Annotated in this window: 25 protein-coding genes; 12 read left to right on the forward strand and 13 right to left on the reverse strand. The window is 63.2% G+C overall.

The genetic code is table 11. The features are described from left to right. Positions 1 to 20 precede the first annotated feature (20 nt). The 6 genes from G6N44_RS03845 to G6N44_RS29685 all read left to right on the forward strand — a co-directional run bounded on the left by G6N44_RS03845 (position 21) and on the right by G6N44_RS29685 (position 3,885). Entirely contained in the window at positions 21 to 383 is a 363-nt protein-coding gene (locus G6N44_RS03845) for a metallopeptidase family protein (protein WP_163661276.1), read from the forward strand. Between the two features lie 270 nt (positions 384 to 653). Continuing rightward, positions 654 to 1,358 carry a hypothetical protein gene (locus tag G6N44_RS03850; RefSeq protein WP_220099792.1) on the forward strand — a complete coding sequence of 235 codons (705 nt, stop codon included), beginning with the start codon at positions 654 to 656 and terminating at the stop codon, positions 1,356 to 1,358. 101 nt (positions 1,359 to 1,459) lie between these two features. Further along, on the forward strand, positions 1,460 to 2,086 hold the full coding sequence (locus tag G6N44_RS03855) for an RES family NAD+ phosphorylase (RefSeq protein ID WP_163661280.1): 627 nt from the start codon (positions 1,460 to 1,462) through the stop codon (positions 2,084 to 2,086). 297 nt (positions 2,087 to 2,383) lie between these two features. Beyond that, positions 2,384 to 3,322 carry an alpha/beta hydrolase gene (locus tag G6N44_RS03860; RefSeq protein WP_163669561.1) on the forward strand — a complete coding sequence of 313 codons (939 nt, stop codon included), beginning with the start codon at positions 2,384 to 2,386 and terminating at the stop codon, positions 3,320 to 3,322. 172 nt (positions 3,323 to 3,494) lie between these two features. After that, positions 3,495 to 3,716, forward strand: a complete 222-nt coding sequence (locus tag G6N44_RS03865) for a type II toxin-antitoxin system Phd/YefM family antitoxin (protein ID WP_083119727.1) — start codon at positions 3,495 to 3,497, stop codon at positions 3,714 to 3,716. Positions 3,717 to 3,762: 46 nt separating this feature from the next. Continuing rightward, the gene (locus G6N44_RS29685; RefSeq protein ID WP_264033058.1) at positions 3,763 to 3,885 is read left to right on the forward strand and encodes a PIN domain-containing protein; all 123 of its coding nucleotides are present in this window, start codon (positions 3,763 to 3,765) and stop codon (positions 3,883 to 3,885) included. A 35-nt stretch (positions 3,886 to 3,920) separates the two neighbouring features. Here the strand turns inward: G6N44_RS29685 and istB are convergent, their stop codons facing one another. Both istB and istA read right to left on the reverse strand, forming a co-directional pair. Continuing rightward, positions 3,921 to 4,724 carry an IS21-like element helper ATPase IstB gene (gene istB, locus G6N44_RS03875; RefSeq protein WP_179964472.1) on the reverse strand — a complete coding sequence of 268 codons (804 nt, stop codon included), beginning with the start codon at positions 4,722 to 4,724 and terminating at the stop codon, positions 3,921 to 3,923. Continuing rightward, positions 4,721 to 6,238: an IS21 family transposase gene (gene istA, locus G6N44_RS03880; RefSeq protein ID WP_163661282.1), complete on the reverse strand. Its 1,518-nt coding sequence runs from the start codon at positions 6,236 to 6,238 to the stop codon at positions 4,721 to 4,723. The genes istB and istA overlap by 4 nt, the downstream gene beginning before the upstream one ends. Before the next feature lie 12 nt (positions 6,239 to 6,250). Between istA and G6N44_RS29810 the strand changes: the two genes are divergently transcribed. Further along, the gene (locus G6N44_RS29810; RefSeq protein WP_344035140.1) at positions 6,251 to 6,697 is read left to right on the forward strand and encodes a PIN domain-containing protein; all 447 of its coding nucleotides are present in this window, start codon (positions 6,251 to 6,253) and stop codon (positions 6,695 to 6,697) included. A gap of 35 nt (positions 6,698 to 6,732) precedes the next feature. Beyond that, positions 6,733 to 7,368 (forward strand): type II toxin-antitoxin system PemK/MazF family toxin, encoded by a 636-nt coding sequence (locus tag G6N44_RS29375; protein ID WP_235682936.1) that lies wholly within the window; start codon positions 6,733 to 6,735, stop codon positions 7,366 to 7,368. A 233-nt stretch (positions 7,369 to 7,601) separates the two neighbouring features. On the opposite strand, the gene G6N44_RS29380 is transcribed toward G6N44_RS29375, so the two are convergent. From G6N44_RS29380 to G6N44_RS03915, 5 genes are all read right to left on the reverse strand, one after another. After that, a complete protein-coding gene (locus tag G6N44_RS29380; protein ID WP_308213819.1) occupies positions 7,602 to 8,774 on the reverse strand; it encodes a DUF2202 domain-containing protein in 1,173 nt (390 codons plus the stop codon). Between the two features lie 132 nt (positions 8,775 to 8,906). After that, on the reverse strand, positions 8,907 to 9,629 hold the full coding sequence (locus tag G6N44_RS03900; RefSeq protein ID WP_179964473.1) for a peroxiredoxin: 723 nt from the start codon (positions 9,627 to 9,629) through the stop codon (positions 8,907 to 8,909). Positions 9,630 to 10,100: 471 nt separating this feature from the next. Then, on the reverse strand, positions 10,101 to 10,547 hold the full coding sequence (locus tag G6N44_RS03905) for a DsrE family protein (protein ID WP_197907487.1): 447 nt from the start codon (positions 10,545 to 10,547) through the stop codon (positions 10,101 to 10,103). Positions 10,548 to 10,701: 154 nt separating this feature from the next. After that, positions 10,702 to 11,160, reverse strand: coding sequence for a methyltransferase domain-containing protein (locus G6N44_RS03910; protein ID WP_235682937.1), 459 nt, complete (start codon positions 11,158 to 11,160; stop codon positions 10,702 to 10,704). A 161-nt stretch (positions 11,161 to 11,321) separates the two neighbouring features. Beyond that, a complete protein-coding gene (locus G6N44_RS03915; protein WP_163661286.1) occupies positions 11,322 to 12,233 on the reverse strand; it encodes a universal stress protein in 912 nt (303 codons plus the stop codon). A 158-nt stretch (positions 12,234 to 12,391) separates the two neighbouring features. On the opposite strand from G6N44_RS03915, the gene G6N44_RS03920 reads away from it, so the two are divergent. Next, positions 12,392 to 13,126: a ZIP family metal transporter gene (locus G6N44_RS03920; RefSeq protein WP_179964474.1), complete on the forward strand. Its 735-nt coding sequence runs from the start codon at positions 12,392 to 12,394 to the stop codon at positions 13,124 to 13,126. 7 nt (positions 13,127 to 13,133) lie between these two features. Here the strand turns inward: G6N44_RS03920 and G6N44_RS03925 are convergent, their stop codons facing one another. The 6 genes from G6N44_RS03925 to G6N44_RS29385 all read right to left on the reverse strand — a co-directional run bounded on the left by G6N44_RS03925 (position 13,134) and on the right by G6N44_RS29385 (position 20,083). Continuing rightward, positions 13,134 to 13,703, reverse strand: a complete 570-nt coding sequence (locus G6N44_RS03925) for a TetR/AcrR family transcriptional regulator (RefSeq protein WP_197907489.1) — start codon at positions 13,701 to 13,703, stop codon at positions 13,134 to 13,136. An 11-nt stretch (positions 13,704 to 13,714) separates the two neighbouring features. Then, positions 13,715 to 15,985 (reverse strand): methyltransferase domain-containing protein, encoded by a 2,271-nt coding sequence (locus G6N44_RS03930; protein ID WP_163661289.1) that lies wholly within the window; start codon positions 15,983 to 15,985, stop codon positions 13,715 to 13,717. Between the two features lie 96 nt (positions 15,986 to 16,081). Then, positions 16,082 to 17,632 carry a site-specific integrase gene (locus tag G6N44_RS03935; RefSeq protein ID WP_235682938.1) on the reverse strand — a complete coding sequence of 517 codons (1,551 nt, stop codon included), beginning with the start codon at positions 17,630 to 17,632 and terminating at the stop codon, positions 16,082 to 16,084. Beyond that, the gene (locus G6N44_RS03940; protein WP_065070328.1) at positions 17,622 to 17,957 is read right to left on the reverse strand and encodes a helix-turn-helix domain-containing protein; all 336 of its coding nucleotides are present in this window, start codon (positions 17,955 to 17,957) and stop codon (positions 17,622 to 17,624) included. The genes G6N44_RS03935 and G6N44_RS03940 overlap by 11 nt, the downstream gene beginning before the upstream one ends. Next, positions 17,954 to 19,063: a tyrosine-type recombinase/integrase gene (locus tag G6N44_RS03945; protein ID WP_163661291.1), complete on the reverse strand. Its 1,110-nt coding sequence runs from the start codon at positions 19,061 to 19,063 to the stop codon at positions 17,954 to 17,956. Before G6N44_RS03945 ends, G6N44_RS03940 begins: the two co-directional genes overlap by 4 nt. A 645-nt stretch (positions 19,064 to 19,708) precedes the next feature. Beyond that, positions 19,709 to 20,083, reverse strand: coding sequence for a hypothetical protein (locus G6N44_RS29385; RefSeq protein WP_235682939.1), 375 nt, complete (start codon positions 20,081 to 20,083; stop codon positions 19,709 to 19,711). A gap of 153 nt (positions 20,084 to 20,236) precedes the next feature. Between G6N44_RS29385 and G6N44_RS03955 the strand changes: the two genes are divergently transcribed. The 3 genes from G6N44_RS03955 to G6N44_RS03965 all read left to right on the forward strand — a co-directional run bounded on the left by G6N44_RS03955 (position 20,237) and on the right by G6N44_RS03965 (position 23,564). Further along, positions 20,237 to 21,322, forward strand: coding sequence for a tyrosine-type recombinase/integrase (locus G6N44_RS03955; protein ID WP_163661293.1), 1,086 nt, complete (start codon positions 20,237 to 20,239; stop codon positions 21,320 to 21,322). Positions 21,323 to 21,548: 226 nt separating this feature from the next. After that, positions 21,549 to 21,905: a WXG100 family type VII secretion target gene (locus G6N44_RS03960; RefSeq protein WP_163661295.1), complete on the forward strand. Its 357-nt coding sequence runs from the start codon at positions 21,549 to 21,551 to the stop codon at positions 21,903 to 21,905. 12 nt (positions 21,906 to 21,917) lie between these two features. After that, entirely contained in the window at positions 21,918 to 23,564 is a 1,647-nt protein-coding gene (locus G6N44_RS03965) for an Rv0964c family protein (protein ID WP_163661297.1), read from the forward strand. Positions 23,565 to 23,646 lie beyond the last annotated feature (82 nt).

Below are 23,646 nucleotides of genomic sequence, written 5' to 3' on the forward strand. Positions count from 1 at the left end.
AGTCTGGCACCATTGCAGGGATGGATGCGCGTTCGGTGCCCGAGTCCGAGGATCCGTTCGAGAAGGCGATCGACGACGCGCTGGGCTCCCTCCCTGCCGAGCTTCGTGCGGCGATGAGCAACGTCGAGATCGTTGTCGAGGGCGAGCCTCCCGACGAACAGCCGCTACTAGGCCTCTATCAGGGCGTACCGCTGCCGCGGAGAACGAGCTCGTACAGCGGAGCGCTTCCCGACAAGATCAGCATCTTTTCCGGCCCGATCACGCGACTCGCTGCCGGCGATGCCGAACGTCTGTGCCGCGAGATCAGGCACGTCGTACTCCACGAAATCGCACATCACTTCGGGATAAGCGACCAGCGACTAATCGAGCTCGATCGCTACTGATCGAGGGATGGCGCTCATTGTCGGCAAGCCCGGGGCGAAGGTCGACTCGGACACGGTCCGTGATCACCTGCTCGCTGCGGTCAAATCAAACCGCATCAGCAAGTACTGCGGTGCCCGAGATCGACCGCATCACCATTGTCTCCGACATTCCGAAGACGAGCGTCAGCAAGATCGACAAGAAAGTGCGGCGCGAGCGCAACCCTCGACACGACTTGGGCTGTGTAGCGATCTGTCGATATCAGGATCAGCTGCTACAATTGCTACATTATGTTGGACTTTGATATCGCCGAGGTGGGCGATGGACTAGAGGTCCGTGGCATCACCCGAGGAGAGCTCACCGAGGCGCTTCAGCTCCTCAGTCTCTTCGGAGAAACTGCAGGCGCATACGAGGCAATCGGCCTGCGCCAACTGCGCAACGCGATTGCGCATGACCAGCAGGGCGGTGTCCACGTCCGCGAGTTCCTTGAGCTGTTCAATGCCATCCGCACGCTGCAAGCCGAGCATGTGGAAGCGTCCCGCGAAGAGCTCCTTCGAGCGCTGATGGGCCATGGCGTTAGCTTGACGCCCGCCGCGACCCTGCAGCAGTCGAAGCGTTTGGCCACCCACCGTAACGCGCTGCTCGCAACACCTTTTCACACCTACACGTCGCTGAGTGAGCAGCGTGATTCGTCGGAGTCCAACACCAGAACGTGGGTGGCGCGACGCCGCCAAGCGCACAAACTATTCACCGTCGACCATGACGGCAGGACCTTGATACCGGCGTTTCAATTCGACGAGCACGGCAAGCTGCGCACCGAGTTGGCCCCGATCCTGGCAGCGCTTGCCCAAGGGGGAGTACGGGACTGGTCCTTATGGACGTGGCTGACCAGCCCGACGAGTTTCCTCTCCGGCGAGGTGCCAGAGCGCATCGCAACAACTGATCCAGCACGTGCGCTGCGCGCAGCCCAGCGCTTCGCCGCGGGTGCGGCCGCCTAGAACGCCAGCTCGACGTGACCGCTACGCCTCCGCCGCAGGATCTGGTGTGCCCCCATCCGGCCGGCTGTGCCGTAGTCGCGACGTTGCCCACATTGAATACGGTGCCCCTCGACAAGGGCCGGATGCTCTACCGCGTGTACGACGGTAAGTGGGGCTATGACGAATTCAATGCCGGCTGGGGTGACACCCGATTCGCCCCGATCGATGACCCGATCACCGGAAAGCGGTTGTCGAACATGCATCTGGGCGAGTCGCCTACCGGGGTGCTGCTCGAGTCGGTCTTTCACGACGTGCACCAGTTGGGCAGCATGATCGCCTACGACGCGCATCTGCACGAGAAGCTGTTGGCGCACATTGAGGTGCCGGCCGATGCCACGCTGGGTGACCTTCGCGATCCGGAGCTGACGCGGCTGAACCTCAAGCGCAGCCACGTGATCTCGAGTCCAGCCGAGCACTATCCATGCACCCGGCGCCTGGCCATCGCAGCGCTTGCGCAGAAACATGATCCGCCGATTCAGGGACTGATCTGGCATTCCCGTCAAGCCGAGTTGATCAAGAAGCCACCCGAAGAAGTAATCATCCTGTTCGGGGAAAGGTACCCGTCGAAGCGGGGTTCCTGGCAGCGGTCCGGACCCGGCTCGCAGAACCTCTACGAAGGCCCAGGGCGGCTACTCGTCGACGAGATCGCCGAAGAATTGCGTGCGCTGATCGAGACGGACAAGGCGTAGGCGCGGTTGTGGCGGGTGACTACGAGAAGTAGCGGTCGCTATCCATGAACCGGACAATTGATCAACCCGGAAACCATTGGCCGCCAGTTTAATATGCAGTACCGGTAACCCCGCCATATTCGATTCGGCCGTATTGTCGGCCTACGTGCACGGGTATCTGTAGTCCGGCCGAACCGGGGAGAGCCCGGATTCTTGTCGCGATCGACCGCAGTAGGGTGTCAAGCGCGCGTTGGCGAGGGGCGTGCCCACGGATTGCTGACGGGCTGGGAGCTGCCGGTCGGCCGAATCGGAGGATTTGTGGTCAGGTTTGGGCATCTGCTGGTCAACGTGCCTGCCAAGTTTGTTGAGGACGCCCGACAGTTCTACGCCGTCAGGCCGGCCGGGCGTGGCCCGCGCACTACTGAGGAGTTGAGGGCGGCCAGGTCGGCCAGGAACGCAACCGCTCCGTCGAATCCTCCGGCGGATGAGTATGTAGTGCGGGATGGGGAAGTCGCAGTCCCCATCAGAATCTTCACTCCCGCACATGATCCGGCGCGAGGCGTCTACATGGACATTCACGGCGGCGGCTTCTACATGGACTGCGCCGCCCGCGATGACGTCCGCAATCGCGCTCTAGCGGACGCACTGAATATTGCGGTGGTCAGCATCGACTATCGACTAGCACCTGAACATCCGTGGCCAGCGGCACCCCGCGACTGTGAAGCCGTTGCACGCTGGCTCATTGCACACGCGCAGGACCGATTCGGGTCACAACGATTGGTCATCGGGGGCCGGTCAGCAGGAGCGACTCTGGCGACGACCACCCTGCTACGGCTTCGGGACACCGGACATGCAGAGAGTGTCGCTGGCGCCGCGCTTCAGTTTGGGACATTCGACCTGAGCGCACAGACGCCCGCGGGTCGCCGCATCGCCGATGAGTATTTCCTTGACGCCTATGTGGGCCATGTGGCAGATCGCACGAACCCGGATATCTCGCCAATCTACGGTGATCTGGACCGGCTGCCGCCGATTCTGATGATCGTGGGGGATCAGGACGTGCTACTGGAAGACAACCTGGCAATGGCCAGTCGACTCTGGGCCGCCGGCAACGATGTCGAGATTCGGGTATATCCCGAGTCGCCCCACGGGTTCACAGGACATTCGACGGAGATCGCCCAACGGGCGCTTGATGACGTCGGTTCGTGGATGCTTGACCGAATCGTCTCACCCAACGGTCGAGTAGTGCCGTTCCGTTGATTCGCACGAAACCGGTTGCAGCGGAGAATGATTCATCGGATGGACACGGCGACCTTTACCGGTAACGCTGCATATTCGATTGCTGCATATTCTCGCGTGCGCAACGGTGAACTCTTGGTTCGCCGCTTTGACGTCTCACCGGTGATACACTGCGTACGCGGATGCAGTCACGGTGCGCGAATTGCGCAACAGTGGAGGAGACGTTCTGCGCCGTGTCGAGCATGGTGAGCGCATCGTCATTACTCGGGACGGGACACCTGTTGCTGAGCTACGGCCGTTGCCTCGTTCGAGCGCAGGACCTGCGGAACTGATTCGTCGCCGCAAGAATCTTCCGCCGGTGGACCCGGATGCCCTCCGGCGCGATATCGACAATCTCATTGACCCGTCACTGTGACGCAAACCCAGAGCCGGGGATGCTGGATACCTCGACGGTGATCCTTTTGGGTCAGCTGTCTGACCCAGCCGAGCTGCCCGATCAATCGGTGATCAGCGCGATCACGCTGGCTGAGCTGTCCGTAGGTCTGTCAATGGCCAAGTTGATGTCCCCGGTGGTGGCCAAGTAGAAGTCCCCACCCCGTGCGGTGGTTCTGTGTTGTGGTTAGGGCTGTTCCTTTCGGTGGTGGGCGTCTTTCATGCGGTAGGAGTCGCCGTCAGTGATGACGACGGTGGCGTGGTGCAGCAGGCGGTCGAGGATGCTGACGGCGGTGGTCTGCTCGGGCAGGAATCGGCCCCATTGTTCGAAGGGCCAGTGCGATCCGATGGCCAGGCTGCGGCGCTCGTAGGCGCCGGCGACGAGGCGGAACAACAGCTGGGTGCCGGTGTCATCCAGTGGAGCGAACCCCAGCTCGTCAAGAATGATGAGATCGACCCGTAGCAGGGATTCGATGATCTTGCCGACGGTGTTGTCGGCCAGCCCCCGGTAGAGGGTCTCGACGATGTCGGCGGCGGTGAAGTAGCGGACCTTGAGCCCGGCCTGGATCGCCGCGGTTCCCAGGCCGATCAGGGTGTGACTCTTGCCGGTGCCGGCGGGCCCGATGATCGCCAGATTGTGTTGTGCGCGTATCCATTCCAGACTTGACAGGTAGTCGAAGACCTTGGGTTGGATCGAGGAGGTGGCTACGTCGAAGGACTCCAACGTTTTGGGGACGGGGAATGCGGCGGCCTTGAGCCGGTTGACGACGTTGGAGGCATCTCGTGCCGCCAGTTCGGTGTCGACCAGGGTGCGCAGCACCTCTTCGGGGGTCCAGCGTTGTGTCTTGGCGGTGATCAACACCTCCGGTGCGCTTCGCCGGATCGCGGCCAGCTTCAGCCGCCGCAGGCCCGCGTCGAGATCAGCATCCAGCGCTGGGACCGACGGTGGTGCAACAGGTATGGTCGCGGTCAGCGGTGGTGTCTTGGTCACGAGATCACTTCACCGTCGACGGCCGCGGTGATCTTGTAGGCGTCCAGGGAGCGGGTCGGGGCGACGGGCAGGTCCAAGACGAGTGCATCCCCGGCCGGGCGCGGCTGCGGGGTTCCGGTGCCGGCGGCCAGGATGGAGCGCACGTCAGCGGCGCGGAAGCGGCGAAACGCCACCGCCCGGTGCAGCGCCGCGACCAGGGCGTCGGTGCCATGGGCAGCGCCCAGGGCGAGCAGGATCTCCAGCTCCGAGGCTAGGCGGGTGTTGCCGATCGCGGCTGCCCCGACCAGGAACGCTTGCGCGTCCGCGCCGAGGTCGCAGAACTGCTTCTCGATGGTGGTCTTGGGGCGGGGTCCGCGGCTCGGTGCCGGCCGCGGCCCGTCATAGTGCTCATCGAGGACCGAGGCGGCACCGGGTGCGATGAGTTCGTGTTCGGCCACCATCATCCCGGTGGCTGGTTCGACCAGGCAGACCGCGCCGTGATCGACCACCACCGCCACGGTGGCCCCGATCAGCCGAGTCGGTACCGAGTAGCGGGCTGAGCCGTAGCGCACACACGACAGCCGGTCGACCTTGCGCAGCACCGACGGTGCTCCTATCTGCAGCCGCAACGAGGGAAGTGGTTGCAGCACTTGATGTTCAGCGATCAACCGCTCATCAGGGATGGCGTGGATCTCCGAATGTGGAGCGGCGTTGACTTCCGCGCACCACACCCTCGCGGCGGCGTTAGCCTCTCGCAGGTCGAGGGTCACGCCGTCGACGGCAGCCTGGGTCAAAAGCGGCACAGCCAGGTCGCGCTGGGCATACCCGCACAAGTTCTCCACGACGCCCTTGGACTGCGGGTCATTGGCGTGGCAGAAGTCCGGGACGAACCCGTAATGACTTGCCAGCCGCACGTAGTCCGGGGTCGGGATGACCACGTTGGCGACCACCCCCGCTTTGAGGCAGGCCATCCGATCAGCGAGCACCCGCGCCGGTACCCCGCCGATCGCGGTCAGCGCTTCGGCGATCAACGCCAGCGTGGTGGAGGCCTTCTGATCGGTGGCGAAGCGCACGAAACGCCAGCGAGAAAACGCCAGCACCGCGCAGAACAGGAACAACCCCGGCGCAGCCTGTGCCCAATCGATGACCAGATACTGTCCCGGTGACCATACCGCCGGCCGTCGCCCTCGGTGATTCTCACTGCGCCACAAAGCTTTCGCTTGCGCAACGAGACGACGGAAGTTGCGTGCCGAGCCTTCGTAGCCGGCAGCCTGGGCGATCGGCAGGAGTCGTTTGGCTGAGATCCGGCCCGCCGATTTCTCGACCCGCTCAGCGACCAACTCAGCGACCGTGTCGTAGTTGTGGGCACGTTCGGCCCGTGGCGCCGGCGCCACGCCAGCCTGGTCGGCCTCGTACCTGTCGACGGTCTTCTTGACCGTCTTGTGGGTGGTGCCGCACTTATCGGCGGCCCCCCGGTACGACCCGAGCTCGTAGTAAGCGGAAATGATGTCCATGCGGTCCTTCGCAGATTTCAATGGAACTCCCCGATGGTGGTGGCGATTGGTTGGCGCCTTCACCGTCACCATCGGGGCCCGCAGTTCCTGATCGACACGACGAACACGGGGTGGATACTTTTAACTGGCCAAAACTGGATACCTCCACTTGGCCACCAGTGGGTACTTTTTCATGGCCACGGACAAGGTCCCCACGTCGCCAACGACGATGCTGAGCGCGGTGCTCGGCAGCAGCACCTGCAGCAGGCCGAGGCGGATTTCGACGTCCTACCGTTCGATGGAGATTGCGCCCGCGCGTTTGGAGCCGTAGCGGCGGCGCTGCGCGCGTCGGGTCGCCAGCCGGCTGCGCGCGCCTACGACGCGCTTATTGCGGCCAGTGCAATCGCACATGGAGTGCCGCTGTACACGTGCAACCCTGCAGACTTCACGGGAATCCCGCGACTGGAACTGCGGTCAGTTACTCACCCGCATCACCGATAGGGGCAACGCTCGAAAGCGTTGAGCAGCAACGCATTATGCAGTATTTTACCGGCAACCCGCCGTATTCGGATCGGTCGTATTCGTGTCCGGGCAGCCCAGCCGGTCGGACACGAGCCGGCATTCGTCGCCCGGTGGTGGTGGTATCGGTCGACATTCTCAACAACGGTCCCGGCGGGCTGGTGGTCGTGGTCCCGATCACGACCGCTAATTACGGCTTGCGAAGTCATGTCGAACTTGCCAGCTCGACGCGAAACGCGCTACAGCGCCCAAAACTCCGCCGACCACGAATAGCTCCGGCCGCTAATCGACGAGCTGACCCGCGATGTGGTCATCCAACCTGGTATCTCGCGCGAGTTGTCGGGGGAGTCGAATGGTTGCCCGACGGTCTGGTGGCCGTGGCCACGCAGTCGTTGCAAGCGGGCCAGACCGGAGATGCGAGTGCCCGGGCTGCACAGGAAGATTCCGGCGCCTGCAGAGACGACCGCGCAGACGGAGACTGCTGCGTTGTCCGGACGGAATCCCGGATAACCGGGCGGCGAGGTTTGCGGGCGGCACGAAGTAGGCGACCTCGACTTGAGCGGCGCAACCGTGGGAGCGAAACCGAATGCCGCGTACGACTCCCGGTTCGACAAGCCGGGGCCTTCCGTGTGGCGATACCCCGCCGGACATAGCCTGCCCTAACCGGCCTGACGGTCGCTGTCGTGGCGCGAGCATTCCCATCGAGGTACTGCTGATCTCGGCGCTCGGCGGCTACCACTTCTTAGGGCTGGTGCACGACCAGCCCTTTCAGGGAGTGAGCGTGCAGAACTTCATCTCCGCTCTCGCCGCGCTGGCACAGGCCTGGGCCCCACAGTCACCTTCCGGGTAGCCGATCTCCGCATCGACCTTTTGATGGCTGTCCGCCTCAACGGTCGTGCCGTCCGCGTCCACCACCGTGGTGGCCGTGACCACCTCCAGGACGGTGGTGAGCGCCGTCGCAACCGCTCCCGCCGCGCCGTCGAACACCTCGGCCGCCGCCCATGGGGCGACCCGATGTCGCCCCTTCGAACGCCCGCAGGTGGTTCTCGGAAGCAGCACGCAAGTTCTCATACACCCTATGAATGACTGCCTTGTCGCTGCCTTCGACAGCCGCAGTCAGGTCGGCGATATCACCGGTTTCCAGTTCCACCCCGACCGCGCATGCATCTTCGACGGAAGATAGTCCCCGGGCGAGCCAACCGTCGTAGGCCTGCTGCAGTGCAGCGTCGGCGTAGACACCGGGCGGCTGCCCGACCGACGGGTCGGGGACGCCGTACCGCTCGAGCAGTCGTCCGATCGTGTCGTAGTGACGCTGTTCGCTGGCGGCAATGTTGCCGAAGATCGGTACGTCCCACGCCTGGTGGAACCGCCGGTACAAATCGCGCGCCAGCCGTTCCTCCTCCCGCATCAGGACGAGATTCGCCCGCTCGCCCTCAGACAGCGGACCACCGGCCGCCGGTTCCGGGTTGACGTCGCCATTCATCTGATTCCTCCGCTCATGTTCGGCCACCCGGGAGGGTCGACTCCTCCCTATCTCAGTAGCCGTGGTCATCGCACCAGCTGCACCAGGGGGCAGAACCACCCACGCCCTGACGTCAGCGTAATGCTTGCCCCCCCGGTCAGTTCCTCGCGCCGCACGTGGGGATCGCCGCCCAGCAGCTGCACCACCACATCGGTGCCCTTGCCCAGCAACCACATCGGTGCCCTTGCCCAGCAACCACACCACCAGGGCGGCCAGGGTCGACATTGAGTTGAGCGGCGAGGCGACGATCACCGCCCACCGGCGCGCATGCTGCATCGCGAGCCGTTTGGGCGCCAGCTCCCCTACCACCAGCGTCGATGCCGTGACGATCACCGTCACGACGGCGATGCCGACGACCGGCGCGGGGGACCCGAGGAAGTTCAGTCGGGCGGTCAACGGCTCGGCGAGCGTGACAGCGGCAGTCGCCGAGGCGAGGAAACCCGCGAGCGTGATTCCGGGCTGGATTGTGGCCAGGAAACGGTTGGGTTCCCGCGCGAGTCGTGCGACGAGTAGATCGCGGCGTTCCAGCTCCCGGATCTGCCCCTCGCGTCACGAGATGAACGCGGCTTCGCTACCGGCGAGCAGGCCGTTGACCAAGACGAGAAACGCCACCAGCGCGAGATCGAGCCAGTCGCCGTGCACCGGGCGTCAGCCTACCCGCCGCACCGGCTAGCGATGCCTGATCGCCGCTTCCACCTCAGCTTCGGGCAGGTCCTTGGTGCAGAAGAACCAGTCCGCACACTCGAGGCCCTCGTCTTCGCCGTCCATCCGGTCCTTGGCGGTACCGCAGGACCCCGCCGGCGGAACGATCACCCGGTCACCCGGACGCCAGTCGGCCGGGGTGGCCACATCGAAGTGGTCGGCGGTCTGCAAAGCCTTGACGACGCGAAGGAGTTCGTCGAAGTTACGGCCGGTGCTCAGCGGGTAGTAGATGATCGTTCGGATGACGGCCTTCGGGTCGATCACGAACACCGCGCGCACGGCCTTCGTGGAGGCCTCGCCGGGCATGATCATGCCGTACTTCCGCGCGACCTCCATCGAGATGTCCTCGATGAGCGGGAACGTGACCTCGACGTCACGCATGCCTTTGAACTCGATCTTGTCCTTGATGGTGCGCAGCCAAGCGATATGACTGTAGAGACCGTCGACCGACAGCCCGACCAGTTCGGTGTTGTAGGCCGCAAACTCTTCCTGCATCGAGGCGAAGGTCATGAACTCGCTGGTGCAGACCGGGGTGAAGTCGGCGGGATGGGAGAACAGGATGACCCACTTGCCCGCGTAGTCGGACGGGAAGTTGATGTCCCCCTGGGTGGTTGCCGCGGTGAATGACGGTGCCGGATCGCCGATCCGGGGCATCGTGAAGGCGGGCGTGGGCGTATCGACGACGGTCATGATGATCCTCTCTATCGAACTCTCAGTATCGAACCAACCGGTCCCCACTATATACCCCCATGGGTATATACGCTAGGGGGTATACGAGGCCGAAAGGCTCTCTTACCACTGGCCGAAAGACACCGGGATCGCGTCGCCGGTTGTCGCTAGATTCACCCCGGACAGCCGACCAGGAGGGAAGACATGACGACCAAGGAACCGGCAACAGGGCCGATCATCGTGGGCGTCGACGCCTCCGAATCGTCCCGCGCGGCCGTCGCCTAGGCGGCTCACGACGCCGAGTTGCGGGGACTGCCGTTGCGGTTGGTGCAGGCGAGGACCACGCGCCGTTCGACGTGGTCCACACTTTGCTGTCGAACACCTCAAGCGCGCCAAGAGATTGACCCGCATGACGACGCTATCCGTCACGCGCGGTCCGGCTGCGCGACATCGCATCGGTGCGATTGTGTCGAGGTGATCGACCGGTCCTGCTCAATAGTCCAAGGTGAGGATTCTGCCGTTTGTGAACGAGAAGAACTTCTGCTTGTCGGCTAGCTGGATTCCCGGAGCCAAGTCGGCCGCACTCTTTCCCGCTGCGGTGAGGCATCCGGGGCACGCCATCAACGGGACACCCTTGCTGAGCAGTGTCGCGATCTGGGTCTTGGACGACGGGAACTGGGCGTACGTGAGATCCGGGGCGTCAGCAAGGACGACGTTGACTCCGTTGATGTCGAAGTAGACGGCCACGTCGCGGTCCTCGGACATCATCGTCGCCATGTTCAACGCCATCAGCACTCGATGCGGGTCCTCCGGCCCGTGGCTGATGTGAATGAACACGCCGTCGCGGGCGGCAGGTTCGGCGGAGGACATCGGGGCCGCCCCCAACATCGCAATACTCGTCATCACACAGATCGTCAGCCATCTCAGCGCGAACTTCATCGTCCTGCTCCTCTTCGCATACGGGGCGGTGCGGCTCGTGTCGGTAACGGTGCCGGGACTCATTCAACACCGCTAGCTAGCCGAGCTGCCTTACCCCCCCAACCCTTCGCGGTCTCTGCACGCCCCGGTGCCCGTCGGGCGTTCGGACCGAGCATCACATCGGTCGCTCGACGACCAGGACCTGTATTGCGCCCAGCCACGGGGCTGCGGTGAACAGCCGGCCACTCACTCGTACTCGGCCATGGCGGCTACTGAGGCGCCTGAGCTCGTCTCGGGTGAGGTAATCAGCCGTCGAGAACGGGGCGCGGCGGGTGGGCTGGTCGAGCAGCCCCGACAGGCTACCCGAATTGAGGGCGAGTGCGATGATTCGTCCACCGGGGCGGGTGATGCGGTCAAGTTTGGCGAGAACCATTGGTGTATCGGTGAATTCGAGTGTCGCGATGGTGATCGCCACGTCGGCGACACCGTAGGGTAACGGTAGCCGTCGCCCAGCGGCGCAGACGAGTCGGTTGGGGGCTCGGGTGGCGGCGACGCGAGCATCGCCAATGACGGGTCCACGCCCAGGACAGCCCCCCGCCTGACCATATGGGCGGTTAGCCGGCCCGTGCCGCATCCCACCTCCACCACGGTCTGACACCGTTGACCCCGCAAGTCGTCAACTCGTCGAAGGCGCTCCCTGACATCGCACCTGGATCCGTCACAAGTCAGGGCGGATGCGCTGCCGCGTCACTCACCGACCGCGGTCAACACCTCGCGATCACTGTGTCCCGTTCCTTAGGGTTTCCTGGCGATGATCACGGGTATCTGAGCGGAGTTCACCACGGTTCGGCTCACCGACCCCAGCAGCATGCCGGTGAAACCGCCGCGGCCGTGACTGCCGACGACCAACAGTTGGGCGTTCTCCGCCTGTTCAAGGAGCCGAGGTGCGGGCCGGTCGCTCACGACAACCCTGCGCACGGGAACGTCCGGGTATTGTTCGAGCCACCCCGCCAGCCGCTGCCCGAGGACCTCTTCTTCCTGTTCCTTGACGTTTGCCCATTCGATCGGCGCGCGGCCGGGGGTGCCGAAGTTCAGGGGTCCCATGTCACTCCAGGCGTGCACGGCCACCAACTCGACACCGCGTCGCGAGGCTTCGTCGAAAGCGATCTCGGTCGCCAACTCTGACGCCGGGGACCCGTCGACACCGACCACCACTGGCGCCTCCGGTGAATGCGACTGCGCCGGATCTTCGTCGTGGATGACAGCCACAGGGCAGTGTGCGTGGTGGACCAGAGCGGAACTGACCGACCCCAGCAAGGCCCGGGCCAGCGCACCCTGACCCCGGCAGCCCAGCACGAGCAGGTCGGCATCCTTGGACAATTCGATCAGGGTGGGGACGATCTGGGCGTTCCGCACCTCACTGTGCACCTGTTCCGCGCGATCGGGCGAACTGGCCTCCAGTGCGGTCTTGAGGCCGTCCTCGATGACCTGGCGGGCTTCGCCTTCCTGCAGTTCCGCCAAGCCGCCGGGGGCAGGCGTTTCGGGCCAGAATCCGCCGCCGGCGACCACCGGAGGTACTACGTGCACCAAAGTGAGTCGGACGTTACGCATCTCGGCATCCCGCGCTGCCCATTCGACTGCCGCCGTCGAGGACGGAGAGCCGTCGACGCCGACCACGATTCCGAGCGGCTTTTGTTGCGGTGACATTCTGAATCTCCTCTGAGCAGACGACAGCCGGGTTGTCCGGTGTAGCCCTGACGTTAACCATAGCGGCACGTGTGTCAGGAGACATTGGACCCTAGGATGACGCACCGAGCGTAAATCTTCGATCGGGACATCAGGCTGAGCCGATAGGGTGGTTGCCCATGTCGGTGCTCGGCTGGATCGTGGTGGCGGGACTTGCGATGAGTCTGCTGGCCTTGGTCGGCAGCGCCGCTCTGCTCATTCCCGAACGCCTGTTTGCGCGAATCGTGATGCCGTTGGTGGCACTCGCGGCGGGTGCCTTGCTTGGCGGTGCGCTTTTTCACATGCTGCCCGAATCGATAGAGGTGATCGGAAACGATCTCTCGGTCTATGTTTGGGTCGCGGCCGGCATGTTCTCGTTTTATCTGCTCGAGCAGTTCCTGCACTGGCATCACTGCCACCGGCCGATAAGCGAGCACCGGCCGTTGGGCTATTTGATCCTGGCCGCCGACGGCCTGCACAACCTCGTCGGCGGGGTGGCGGTCGGTAGCGCATTCGTCGTCGACGTCCGCCTCGGCGTCGTGACGTGGCTGGTGGCGGCGGCACACGAGATCCCCCAGGAGCTCGGCGATTTCGGGATTCTCGTGCACAGCGGATGGAGTGCGCGGCACGCGCTGCTGTACAACGTCGCCTCGGCGTTGACGTTCCCCATCGGCGGGTTACTCGCCTACGGTTTCGCGGGCCACGTCGACGTCGCCTACCTCGTGCCGTTCGCCGCGGGCAATTTCATCTACATCGCGCTCGCCGACCTGCTTCCGGAGATCACCACCTCACCCCACCCGCGGCACAAGATCGTCTACAGCCTCTGTTTCGCAGCCGGGCTGGTGCTCCTCGGCGTCACCGCGGTGCTCGTGTGAGCGTGCTTCACGCCGCGGGTGGATCCCAGTCGTGGGCGAATGCGGCGAGAGCCGAGATGAACTCCTCCTCACTCGCTCCCTGGAAGGGTTGGGCTTGGACCAGCCCGAAAAAGTGGTAGCCGCCGAGCGCCGCGAGGAGCAACACCTCAGCGGGATGCTCCTTCCAGGTCAGCGATTGTCCGAGGCCCGAAAGGGCGGTGCCGATCACCTCACGGAGTTCCGGGATCCGGTCGCCTTCATTGAGGATGAGGCGAAAGAGTCGGTCGAACCGGCGAATCGCGCGAAGCATCCGCTGCAGCACCGCCTCCCGAACCAGCCGCTGGTCGTGTGAGACCGCTTTCGACGCGGAGTCACGTTCCGCGGCGACGGCGGCCATACAGCGAGCCACCTCGCGCTCGACCGCGGCCTGAAACACCGCCTCTTTGGAGCGGAAATGCCGGTAGAAGCTTCCCGTTCCCGCGGCCAGTCCGACCCGGCGTTCGACCTCGCTGATGGATGTGCCGCCGAAACCCATCTCGCTGAAGAGGTCGAACGCGGTGTCCAGGATGCGCTCGCGCGTGCTGCTCCTGCCGGTCACCTACTCGCCCACTACTTCTCGATCGTCTTCTCGATTGTCGGCGGAACCGACCGGGAACCGTGCCCGGCTGGCTGGATCGCCTGCCCGTCCATGTCCGGTTCGTCGCTCGCCGGGCGGGCCACGCCCCATTCCAGCCATCCGGCGTAACGCGGCAGGCCGTCGGCGTAGGCCGCGCCCATGCGTTCAATGGTGAAGCCGGCTTGCTGAAAGCTGTCCGACACCGAGCGAGACATGTGGCAGTTGCCCAAGAGTCTGGTGGAGATCGGGTCCATCAGGTGCTGCCGGCGTCGTACCGCCGGATCGGGCGCGAGTCCGTGTTCGAGGTAGAGCACAACCCCGCCCGGACGCAGGATCCTGCGTATCTCGCGCAGAACCTCCTGGGGATTTCGAACGGAGCACAACGTGTAGCTGGTGATCACGGTGTCGAAACTCGCGTCGGGGAAGGGCACGTCCTCGCCCACACCCCAGCGGATGTCGGCCGGAATCCGACGAGCGGCGGCGACGTCTCGGGCATCGAAGAGCAACTCCTCGGATGGGTCGATCGCCGCGTAGCTGGTGACCCGCGACTCGTCGAGTAGCGAGATGTTGATGCCGTCGCCGCAGCCGAGTTCGAACACGGCGCCGTGGGCAAGGGCAAGCAGCTCGTCGCGGGCTGCCATGAGAGCGGGACGACGGCAGCCATCGCGGACCACCCGGGTGACCACATGACGTCCCCACCAGCTGTTTATCGTGGTGGGTTCCGGCGTCGACTCCTTGCGGGCCGGTGTTTCTCGCTTGCCTGTCGGTGCATTTCTCTCGATGAACCGCGCGGCAACATGTTCCGCCCAAGCCCCGATCGTCAGCGACGGCGGGCCGCCCACGGGTTGGGGGAGCGCTGCGGCGTCGGTGACGTACAGCCCTGGGTGGCCGAACACCTCGCCGTCGAGGTTGACCACACCGCGGTCGTCGCTGTCGGCCAGGGAGGCACCGCCCATCGGGTGCGCTGTCGTCGGCGTCCCCGGGTCGGACACGGTGGCGCCGAGTTCGGCGGCGACGATGGCGACCGCCTCGGTCACATCGCGGTAGATCGGATTGGCGCTGGGCTCGTAGTCGACAACGAGGCTGTTGTCGACCAGACGCACGCGACCACCCCGGTCCTTCCCCATGCCGGCGATGATGACGTTGCGGCGTAATCGTCGCTTCAGGAACTTCGGTACGGGCAGATCTCGCGTCGGCAGTGTGCTCACGATCAGCAGCGGCCATTCGCGCTCGCCGAGTGGGTGAGCACCGTCGGCACACCGCACGGCGCCGTCCACGGCGATCGACGGGCTGGTCAAGCGGCCGTCGGGCAAACGGCACGTGAAGGCCAAGTCCCCGTTGGCGAAGAACTTCTCGCCAAGACGAGGCATACCGTTCAGACCGTGCGGGGCTTGCCTACTGCGTAGGAGGAGGTCCAACGTGCCGATGGTGCCGGCGGCCACGAAAACGTGATCGGCGAAGTGGTCTTGAACGCGTCCGGACCGTAGGTTCCGTGCCGTGACCCGCCAGCGCCCAGCGACCGCCGGACCCGCCGGTCGGACAAGGACCGCTTCGGTGAGATCGTGCACCTGCAGGCCGTGGTCACGGATGGCGGCGTAGAGGTAGACCGCGTCCAACGTGGTCTTGCCCCCGCCGGGCGACCCGAAAGTGCCGTCACGGCCGGGCTGCGATTCCAACCGACTCAGGCCGTCGTCGCTGATCAACCGGGGCGCATCCGGTTCCTCTGGGAGGCGCAGGCCCATCGGCAGCGCGGATGCATCATCGTCAGTCGAGAGCACCGACGAATTCGCGACCAGACTCCCGATTGAATTACGACGGTGTGCGGATCCCGGCACCGTCGTTCCCATTCTGCTCATGAGAGTCTCGTAGTGACGTTCCATGTCGGCATCGCTCAGCCCTGCAGCGTCCCAGTATCCGGGTTCGGGCGGACGCATGTGCAGGGCGAGGTACGCGTGGCTGCCGCCGCCGACGTTGGACGCACTGAGGATCTTGAGGCCTTTGCTGAGGTACACCTCAAGAAACCCGCGCTTGTTGAGAGTGATTCGACCCCGAGGTGTGCGAATCGACCGCAGAAAGCCGCCGAACAGATGGCGACCCGTCGGCAGCGGCGCGCGACTGCCTATCCCCATGGACCGCACGGGAACGCTGTCGCGCCACGGCCCGCGCTCGAGAAGCGTGACGTCGAAGCCCGCTTCAGCCAGCCGGGCCGCAGGGATGGCACCCCCGAACCCGCTGCCTATCACCAGTATTCGGTTTCCAGTCACACCGCACCCCGAGCTCGGCCGTCCGTCGCTCTGATGGTCATTCGTTGCTCCGCTCAACCAACCCAGACGTTGCAAGGGTATCCTTGCATGCACAGCCTACTCGGGATCCGACTGCTGCCGTCCCGGGTAACGCGAAGCGGCCCCAATGGGACGCCGGTTGCCCCGCCCTGAGGCATAACGATCCCATTGGGCGGAGACGGCTGAAGCGTGTCGAATTACAATTTGGTCGCTGTAACCAAGCATCTCAGACACGAACGGCGGTGGTACCTGGGTGACGAGTTCGCGCAGCGCAGCGTTGCGAGCGCCCAGTAGGTCCATACCTAGCCATCGAAGACGATCCATCAGCGTGTTGGGGTGTAAGTGCTCGCCAGGTCGATAACCCGGAAACAGCCAGGGATTGTCTGCTCCTGCTGTGCGAAGGTTTGGCCTGTTGATGACGTGGCTCTTGAGCAGTTCAGCGAATGGCTCAGGAACGGGCGAGGGAGTAACGCCGAGTTCGAGCGATAGTCCGTCTGGAGAGACAAGCACCTTGCTCATCGGTATTGATGCGACCTTCACGAGTGGCTGGGCGTAGAGGAGTAGCAGGGTTCCGGCGACGCGGTAGGGGAGCGATTCGCTGTCGCCGGACAGAAGCTCTCGAATCCACTCGAGCCGCTGATCTTGCGTGAGAACCCGAACGGTCTTGGCCTGTCGATGTCCGAGCGTAATTGATCGGTTGACCCGCATCTTTTTGCACCAGATGATGAATGTCCGGATGAGGTGCCGTGTGGTCGGACCCCCTGCGACCCAGAGGTCCACGTCTTGCTGTGTGCAGTCGGCGATCGTTCGGCCATGTTCAGTTCGAAGCCACTCGAGGAACTTCAGTGCCTCAGTGATGTCCTGCTTCGAGGCGTGAACGGGTCCGCGCGTCGGCTTCCCGGCGAGTGCCAACTCGTTGATACGTTTGAGGTGGTGCCAAGTAGCGAATTGCCTTATCGGCTGCGCTATCTCGGCGTCAGACACCGGGCGCAGCTTGTCTTCGATCCACCGCTCGAAGTAGGCGAGATACTTGTCACGTGCGGTAATTACGTCATGGTGCTGCAGGATGGCCCGTAGGTGGTCGACGTGCCGGCCCGCGGGCTCGTACTGGTCCAGGCCGTCGTGGGTGAGGGGAGTGGTGCCATCTCCGAGGGAGCGTAGGAGTCCTTGAACCTTGTCCGATCGTTTCCACGTGATGATGCTCTCGGCGCGATCGGCTGCGCACAGGGCGTCGATGAGTTGTGTGAAGCTCGCGGGGGAGTCCGAGTGGAGGAACGCCAGCTCAAGGTCTTCGCGGAGGCTGCAACGTGCGCATACGTTGCCGCGGTAGGGTCGCCGCTCCTCGTTGCACGACGTGCAGTAGAAGTTCTGGCGGATACGTGCGCAGTCTCGACACACCGCTTGATCGCCGATGTCCAGTCGACCCGGCAAGAGGCGGTGGAATCCGCAGCTGGGGCAGTCGCCGTAGAGGTTGGTTGCTTCGTAGTAGCAGGAATTGCAGATGCGGCCGTCTGGCCATGTTGCTGCCGTACGCCGCATCTCGCGGTGGCAACGAGCACACTCCATTGATCCGTCGGTGACTTTGGGTCGTCCGCGAACGGTGCTCCGGCGCTGCGGTTCAATCGTCATCGCTGAGGATCCGAGCACGTTTGGGGCGGATGGCCTTGTTCAGTTCGACGACGTTCTCTCGGCCAGCGCTGGCGGCCTTCTTTCGGGCGTCCGCAGCAGTAACAGTGACGAGATCGTCTGGGCCGCAGTCGAAGATGTCGCAGAGTGCGGCGATGAGCTTCAGGGAAACTCGTTCGGGTCGCTGGTGGACGAGTCGGTAGACCTGTGGCCTTGACAGCGTGATGCCGCGTTCGTTCAGCCGTGGTATGAGGTCGGTGCTGTTGTGCATCTGGTTACCCGCCATGAGCTCGGCGAGGCGCCATTGGTAATCGACATCGCGTTTCATCCGGCGCCGCCGTTCTGTTTCGGCTGAAGCGCTGCGGCGATGGTGGCGTCGAGCGCATTTCGCAGCGTCCGGGTGCGGTAATCGCTGCTGACACAGCTATAGATCGCTGTGGTCGACGCGTGCTCATGACCCATTTGGTGCTGAACGAACATCGCATCCCAGCCGGCTTCGAGCAAATGCGTTGCATAGGACCGTCGGAACGAGTGGAGATCGAGGCCGGGCGATAGGTCGAGATCGTCACAGTAGCGGCGGAACCGCCTGATGAGTGTGGTTTCCGAGACGAGATTCCCGCGTTCGCTGGGGAACAGGTCGATCCCATCGTCCATATGGTGTTGACCATTTTCCAGCCAGTCGACCAGCACCTCGGGCGTCCAGTCGAAGACTGTCAGGACGCTGCGCCGCTTCGGCGGGGAGCCCTTCTTCGCTTTGCCGTATCGCACATGAACCAGTCCGAACTTTCCGAACTCCTTAGCGTGGGGGTTCCTTGCGAAGTCGACCGTCTGCAGGTGGGCCAGTTCGTTGAACCGCAACCCATACGAGTAGGCGATCTTGAACATCACGGCGTCGCGGTACGCGGGCAGCCAACCCTTTCTGCCCGAAGCTACGACGGCAGATACCTGCTCGTCGGCATGATCGAAGAAGTCTTGAAGTTCGCGCTTGGTGAATGCGCGTTTCTCGGGTTGGGCCTCGTTCTCCTGGACGTGTCGTGCGGTGTTCCAGTCGAAGAAGACCTGGGATGGGTGGGTCCCGAACAGTGCTTCGCAGACGCGGTCCCAGCCGTAGTCTGGATTGCTGACATAGGAGCAGAACTGTCGCAGGCCGACCTGATACGAACGGATCGACGATTGGGCGAGTTTGTGGATACTGCGGAGATCGCCGAAGAACTCGTCGACCATGGCGACGGTCCAGGTCCATGGGAACTCGTTCGAGTGCTCGATGAAGCGCTGCACCTGCTTGATGCGGGCGTCGATAGTCTCGAACTGCAGATTGCGGCTGAGCTGCTGGTTGCGCCAGCCTTGGAGCATTTCGGCGACTGTTTGTTCTTCGGGGTGCAGGGGCCGGACCGCGTCAACGAGATACGCACGTCCGACGTCGTCGACTGCCACCCGAAACTCCCGCCGTCTGGTATCAACAGATGAATCAATGATTCATCTGTTGCATCATCAAGTCAAGACCCCAGGTCAGCGTGTCGACGGAACGGCCACGGGCGCAGCGGGCATTGCAGCCGACACAAGTCGGCACCGCACGGATGTCGGTCGGAAAGTCTTGCAACGCAGCCGAAAACCACGGGAGGAGTGGTGGTCGGCAAGCGGCGAGGAGTTGATTCATCCGATGCAATATGCAGTGGTTCACTTAACATAATGTAGCTTATCGGTACATAACTGGCGTGGGTATAGGTGAGCCGCAGCTGGCCGCTGCGCAGTTGTCCGATGTCCGATCCGGAACCAGTTGAGAGTAATCCGGGAAAACATGAGAGTGATCCGATTCTGCCCTGTTTTCCGGAACCATCTGAGAGTTCTGTTGTTGCAGCGTGTTCGGTGTTTCTAGGTCGCGGTGGTCACTCGACCACCGCGACGACCGCTGAATCCGCGATGATCTGACAGTGTCGGACTGAGCGTTTCGGATCGTCCGCGATTATCTGAGAGTGCCGGATATGTGTCCCCGCGCAACGGGTTCGAGGTCCGCGATGCCTGACGTAATCGTCACAGTGACGTAACTGCGTGGTGTGGCTGGATGTATCTGATGGAGACTTAGGTGGCGGAATTGCCTTCCTGCGCTGGGTTTTCCGGTTCTGGAAACGGGTCATCGAAGTTGTCGGGCGCGACGAGGTTGGGCAGCTGGCCGAACTGGCGATGAGGCGGGCCCGATGAGGTGACCGTGTTGCCGGCGGCGTCAGCTGCTTTGAGTACCTGGCTTGTGTATTCGTCGATGGTGATTCGGCCGGCGGCGAGTTCGATCAGCCGTTGTGTGGATTCGCGGTCAGGTATCGCGTCTGCGAGCATGCTGTCGACGATGGCGTCGCGCACCGCTCGTTGATCTTTGGCTGACAGGCTGCTGTTGTGCAGCAGCTCGGCTAGTTCTGCTGCAAAGGCGCCAGGTTCGTGGTCGGCAGTCTCACCAGTCACGGTCACATTATATGCGTGTGCTCACCGCACACTTTTGTCACCGTGACACTTCTCCCCTGCTCGCTATAACGGTAAAGTCACTGCCCCGCACCGGATTACCCACTTTTGATGGATAATGTTGATTATCCATCATTCTTGCGTGAGCGTTGAGACATGGTCGTCAGCCGCGAATCCTCGCCTAAGTCGCCTGCCCCTGTAGCGACGACTGAGGCATCTGCCGATCCGCTTCCGGTCTGGTTTGTTGAGTTCCTCAATGATCGGCAGACCCGCAAACCATCCGCACACACGATGAAGGCGTACCGCCAGGACTTCGTTGCGATCGCCACGCTGGCCACCGGCGGCGATCCAGCTCGACTCGCCGTATCTGACATAACGAAAGAATCGATGCGTGCCGTGTTCGCCGCCTATGCGCGCGACCATGAAGCCGCTTCGATCCGGCGATGCTGGTCCACCTGGAATGTGCTGTGCACATTCCTGTTCACTTCTGAACTGCTGACTGCGAATCCCATGGCGTTGGTCGGTCGACCAAAACTCGCGCGGTCGCTACCCAAGGCGCTCCCCCACACCGCCGTCGGCGCGTTGCTGCAAGCTGTCGCAGATGGCGCGGACTCGAAACGTCAAACAGATTGGGCAGAAAGGGATCTCGCGATAATCCTCACGTCGTTGTTGGCAGGCTTGCGGGCAGAGGAACTGCGCCAGGCCGATGTCGGCGACGTGCGCACCGTCGACGACGGTGCCGGGATCATCCACGTGAAAGGCAAGGGCGGCAAGGATCGGTCGGTACCGGTAGAAGCCGACTTGTTGAGAGTGATCGAAGCCTATCTCGACAGCAGGGCGACGCGATTCCCTGACACCGTCAAAGGTCAGGCTAGACCCACGGTCGGCGGTCTTTCTCGGTGGCCGGCACGTTCACCTCTTTTTGTTGGGCGAGACGGCCAGCGCATCACACGGGGAACGGTGCAGTCACGCATCAAGCGTGCTTTCAAGCTTGCCGGTCCCGATGCCCAGCCGGTACCCGGGGCGATGGTGCACGGGTTGCGACATACTTTCGCCACCGAATTGGCCAACGCAAATGTCAGCGTCTACACATTGATGAAGCTGCTGGGCCACGAATCAATGACCACATCCCAGCGCTACGTCACTGCCGCAGGAACCGAAACGCGCACAGCTGCAGCACAAAACCGCATGTATGAACTCGCTGCCGACGTTGCGGCAGTATGCCCTGTCCCCGGCATCTGAACTTGAGAGGCGCAACAGAGGAGCCGGCTCTGTGGTGCAATCAGTGGTACGTATTTCCGCTTGCTCTTGGTTTGCGCCAAGGCGCTGGCGGCCACCACGACGAACGGCTCACCTCAGGCCGGCCCGCCAACAGAATAGGATTGGTGTTGTTGCGCCTGGCAAACCCGGGGTAGGTTGAGTCCGTCAGTGCGTTTGCTGACTTGTGCGCGTCGGATCGGGGGAATGGATGCCGCAGGTTTCGAAGGCTCAGCCTTCGTCTTCTCAGGGGCTGAGGGTTGATCCGGATGATCTTTCGGACTCAGCTAACCGGATCGACCGTTTGGTCACTGATCTGAAGTCCAGCCACGAATCGGCGCATGGCCGCATGGAAGCCGCGCAGGCCGGTCAGGTGGGGCGTTCGGGGGTCGCGTTAAAAGGTCTGGTCACGAAGTGGCGGTCCGACAGCACTGCGTTGGTCGAGCAGCTGACCAAGCATGGTCAGGCATTCCGGTCGGCAGCTACGGCCTACCGGGAGACAGATGCTCGTGCAGCCTGCACCATCAAGACTGCTGGCAACGAGGCCAACCCTGTCTCCCAGCTGTGAAGCCCACGTGACGTGTCCCTGACAATCGCTGATATTGATCGTTGGAGTGCTGGCGATGTCCGGGAAGTGTTCCACGCTGCGCAAAGCCGCGCCGACGCTGCTCGTGAGGCGAACGATGGCATTGCACGCCTCCCTGCGTTTGAGCAGTGGGGCGGCGACGCGTCTGACGCCGCCCGTAGGGCGAACGAGCAGCAGCGCAGAGATCTCGACAAGCATGGCAATGAGTCGATCGCAGTAGCGCGTGCCGCGGATCAGGCCGCCAGCGGTATTGAGGCGGTCCAGAATAGGTTGGCCAACCTGCGCGCTAAGGCCGAAAAGCTGGGGATGGCACTAAACCCGGCGACCAACTCGTTCGACCGTGCGCCTGGGTCTACGATCAACGGCTCGCAGATGATCACGGCGCTGTTGGAGCTCCAACCCGAGCTCAACGCAGTGCTGGCCGATGCCAACGCAGTCGATCAGCGATTGACCGATGCGATCAAGATGGCTACCGGCGAGTCGCCGATTCCCGATGCGCCCCATGACAATCGGCCGGAAATACAAGAGGCGCTGTCCAAGCCGCTGCCCCAAGATCCTCAAGCGTTCAATGACCTGTGGGAGCAGCTGACCCCCGAGGAAAAGGAGTGGCTTTACCAACGGGATCATTTCGTGGGCAACAGTGACGGAATGCCGTTTGATGAACGCAACGGATTCAACGTACGGCATCTGGGCGAATTGGAGCATGCGAATAAGGCGGAGCTCGATCGTCTGCGCGCTCAACATCCAGACTGGGCGGCCGGCAACTACCCGACCAACAAGGGAAGGTCAGAGTGGAAGCGATGGAAAGCCGAGTGGGACAACGCGAATAAGTCGCAGACTGAGTACGGCCAGGTGCGGCAGGCGCTCGATTCGAGCAAAGATGGGCTCCCTAGGTTCCTCGGCGTCCTCGACGACAAGGGCCACGCCGCTGTATCCATCAACAACCCGGACGAGGCGAAACGCAACGCCACCTTCGTGCCGGGGACCGGTCAAGACGTATCCCGTCTGGAGTACAGCACAGAGAAGTCCAAAGCGATGTATGAGGCGACGATGAGCGCGGACCGGTCGCTGCGGCCCGGTGACGTATCGGTAACTACGTGGATGGACTATGACCGGCCGATGAATGTCTTTCAGGCAGGATCTACCAGCCCCGCCCACGACGGGGCTGCTGCACTTGAGGGCTTCCAGGGTGGCATGCGTGCCTCCCACGATGACATGTCGGCGGGTGGTCCCTCCACAAACACAGTCATTGGGCACAGCTACGGGTCAACTTTGATGGGTGCGGCCGGTCTTGACGGGTTCTTGGATGCCAACAACGTTGTTGCCGTGGGCAGCCCGGGAGTACTTGCCGGACATGCAGGAGATCTCAACCTGCCCTCAGATTCGAACGTGTTCGCAACCCGTGCTCAGAACGACATCATCGGATCAGTCACAGGGTTGACGCTTGGACCCGATCCGATGATGAGCAAGTTCGGCGGAATCCCGTTCGAGGCATCTCCCGGCAAACCTTGGCCATTCGGCTTGCCTTCCGTTGAGGCGCACAGCAGCTACTGGGACAACGCGAGCAATCCGGCCTTGATCAATATGGGCCGTATCATCGCCGGCAGAACCGACGTCACTCCACCAACATTCAACCCCTGAGATCCCATGCCCTCACCGAAACAGTTTCTAGTCGCCGCGGCCGTGTGCGCGCTGATGGCCGCTTGCTCGTCGAACACGCCGC

It is taken from the genome of Mycolicibacterium alvei (genome assembly GCF_010727325.1).
Classification (GTDB): Bacteria; Actinomycetota; Actinomycetes; order Mycobacteriales; family Mycobacteriaceae; genus Mycobacterium; species Mycobacterium alvei.

Bases quoted from the DNA above. Each gene is read 5' to 3' on its own strand.
- G6N44_RS03935 (WP_235682938.1), bottom strand. From the start codon at position 17,632: ATGACGATTGAACCGCAGCGCCGGAGCACCGTTCGCGGACGACCCAAA.
- G6N44_RS03905 (WP_197907487.1), bottom strand. From the start codon at position 10,547: ATGAAGTTCGCGCTGAGATGGCTGACGATCTGTGTGATGACGAGTATT.
- G6N44_RS03915 (WP_163661286.1), bottom strand. From the start codon at position 12,233: ATGTCACCGCAACAAAAGCCGCTCGGAATCGTGGTCGGCGTCGACGGC.
- G6N44_RS03960 (WP_163661295.1), top strand. From the start codon at position 21,549: ATGCCGCAGGTTTCGAAGGCTCAGCCTTCGTCTTCTCAGGGGCTGAGG.
- G6N44_RS03900 (WP_179964473.1), bottom strand. From the start codon at position 9,629: ATGACCGTCGTCGATACGCCCACGCCCGCCTTCACGATGCCCCGGATC.
- G6N44_RS29810 (WP_344035140.1), top strand. From the start codon at position 6,251: ATGGTGGTGGCGATTGGTTGGCGCCTTCACCGTCACCATCGGGGCCCG.
- G6N44_RS03920 (WP_179964474.1), top strand. From the start codon at position 12,392: ATGTCGGTGCTCGGCTGGATCGTGGTGGCGGGACTTGCGATGAGTCTG.
- G6N44_RS03910 (WP_235682937.1), bottom strand. From the start codon at position 11,160: ATGCGGCACGGGCCGGCTAACCGCCCATATGGTCAGGCGGGGGGCTGT.
- G6N44_RS03955 (WP_163661293.1), top strand. From the start codon at position 20,237: ATGGTCGTCAGCCGCGAATCCTCGCCTAAGTCGCCTGCCCCTGTAGCG.
- G6N44_RS29375 (WP_235682936.1), top strand. From the start codon at position 6,733: ATGCAGTATTTTACCGGCAACCCGCCGTATTCGGATCGGTCGTATTCG.
- G6N44_RS03940 (WP_065070328.1), bottom strand. From the start codon at position 17,957: ATGAAACGCGATGTCGATTACCAATGGCGCCTCGCCGAGCTCATGGCG.
- G6N44_RS03845 (WP_163661276.1), top strand. From the start codon at position 21: ATGGATGCGCGTTCGGTGCCCGAGTCCGAGGATCCGTTCGAGAAGGCG.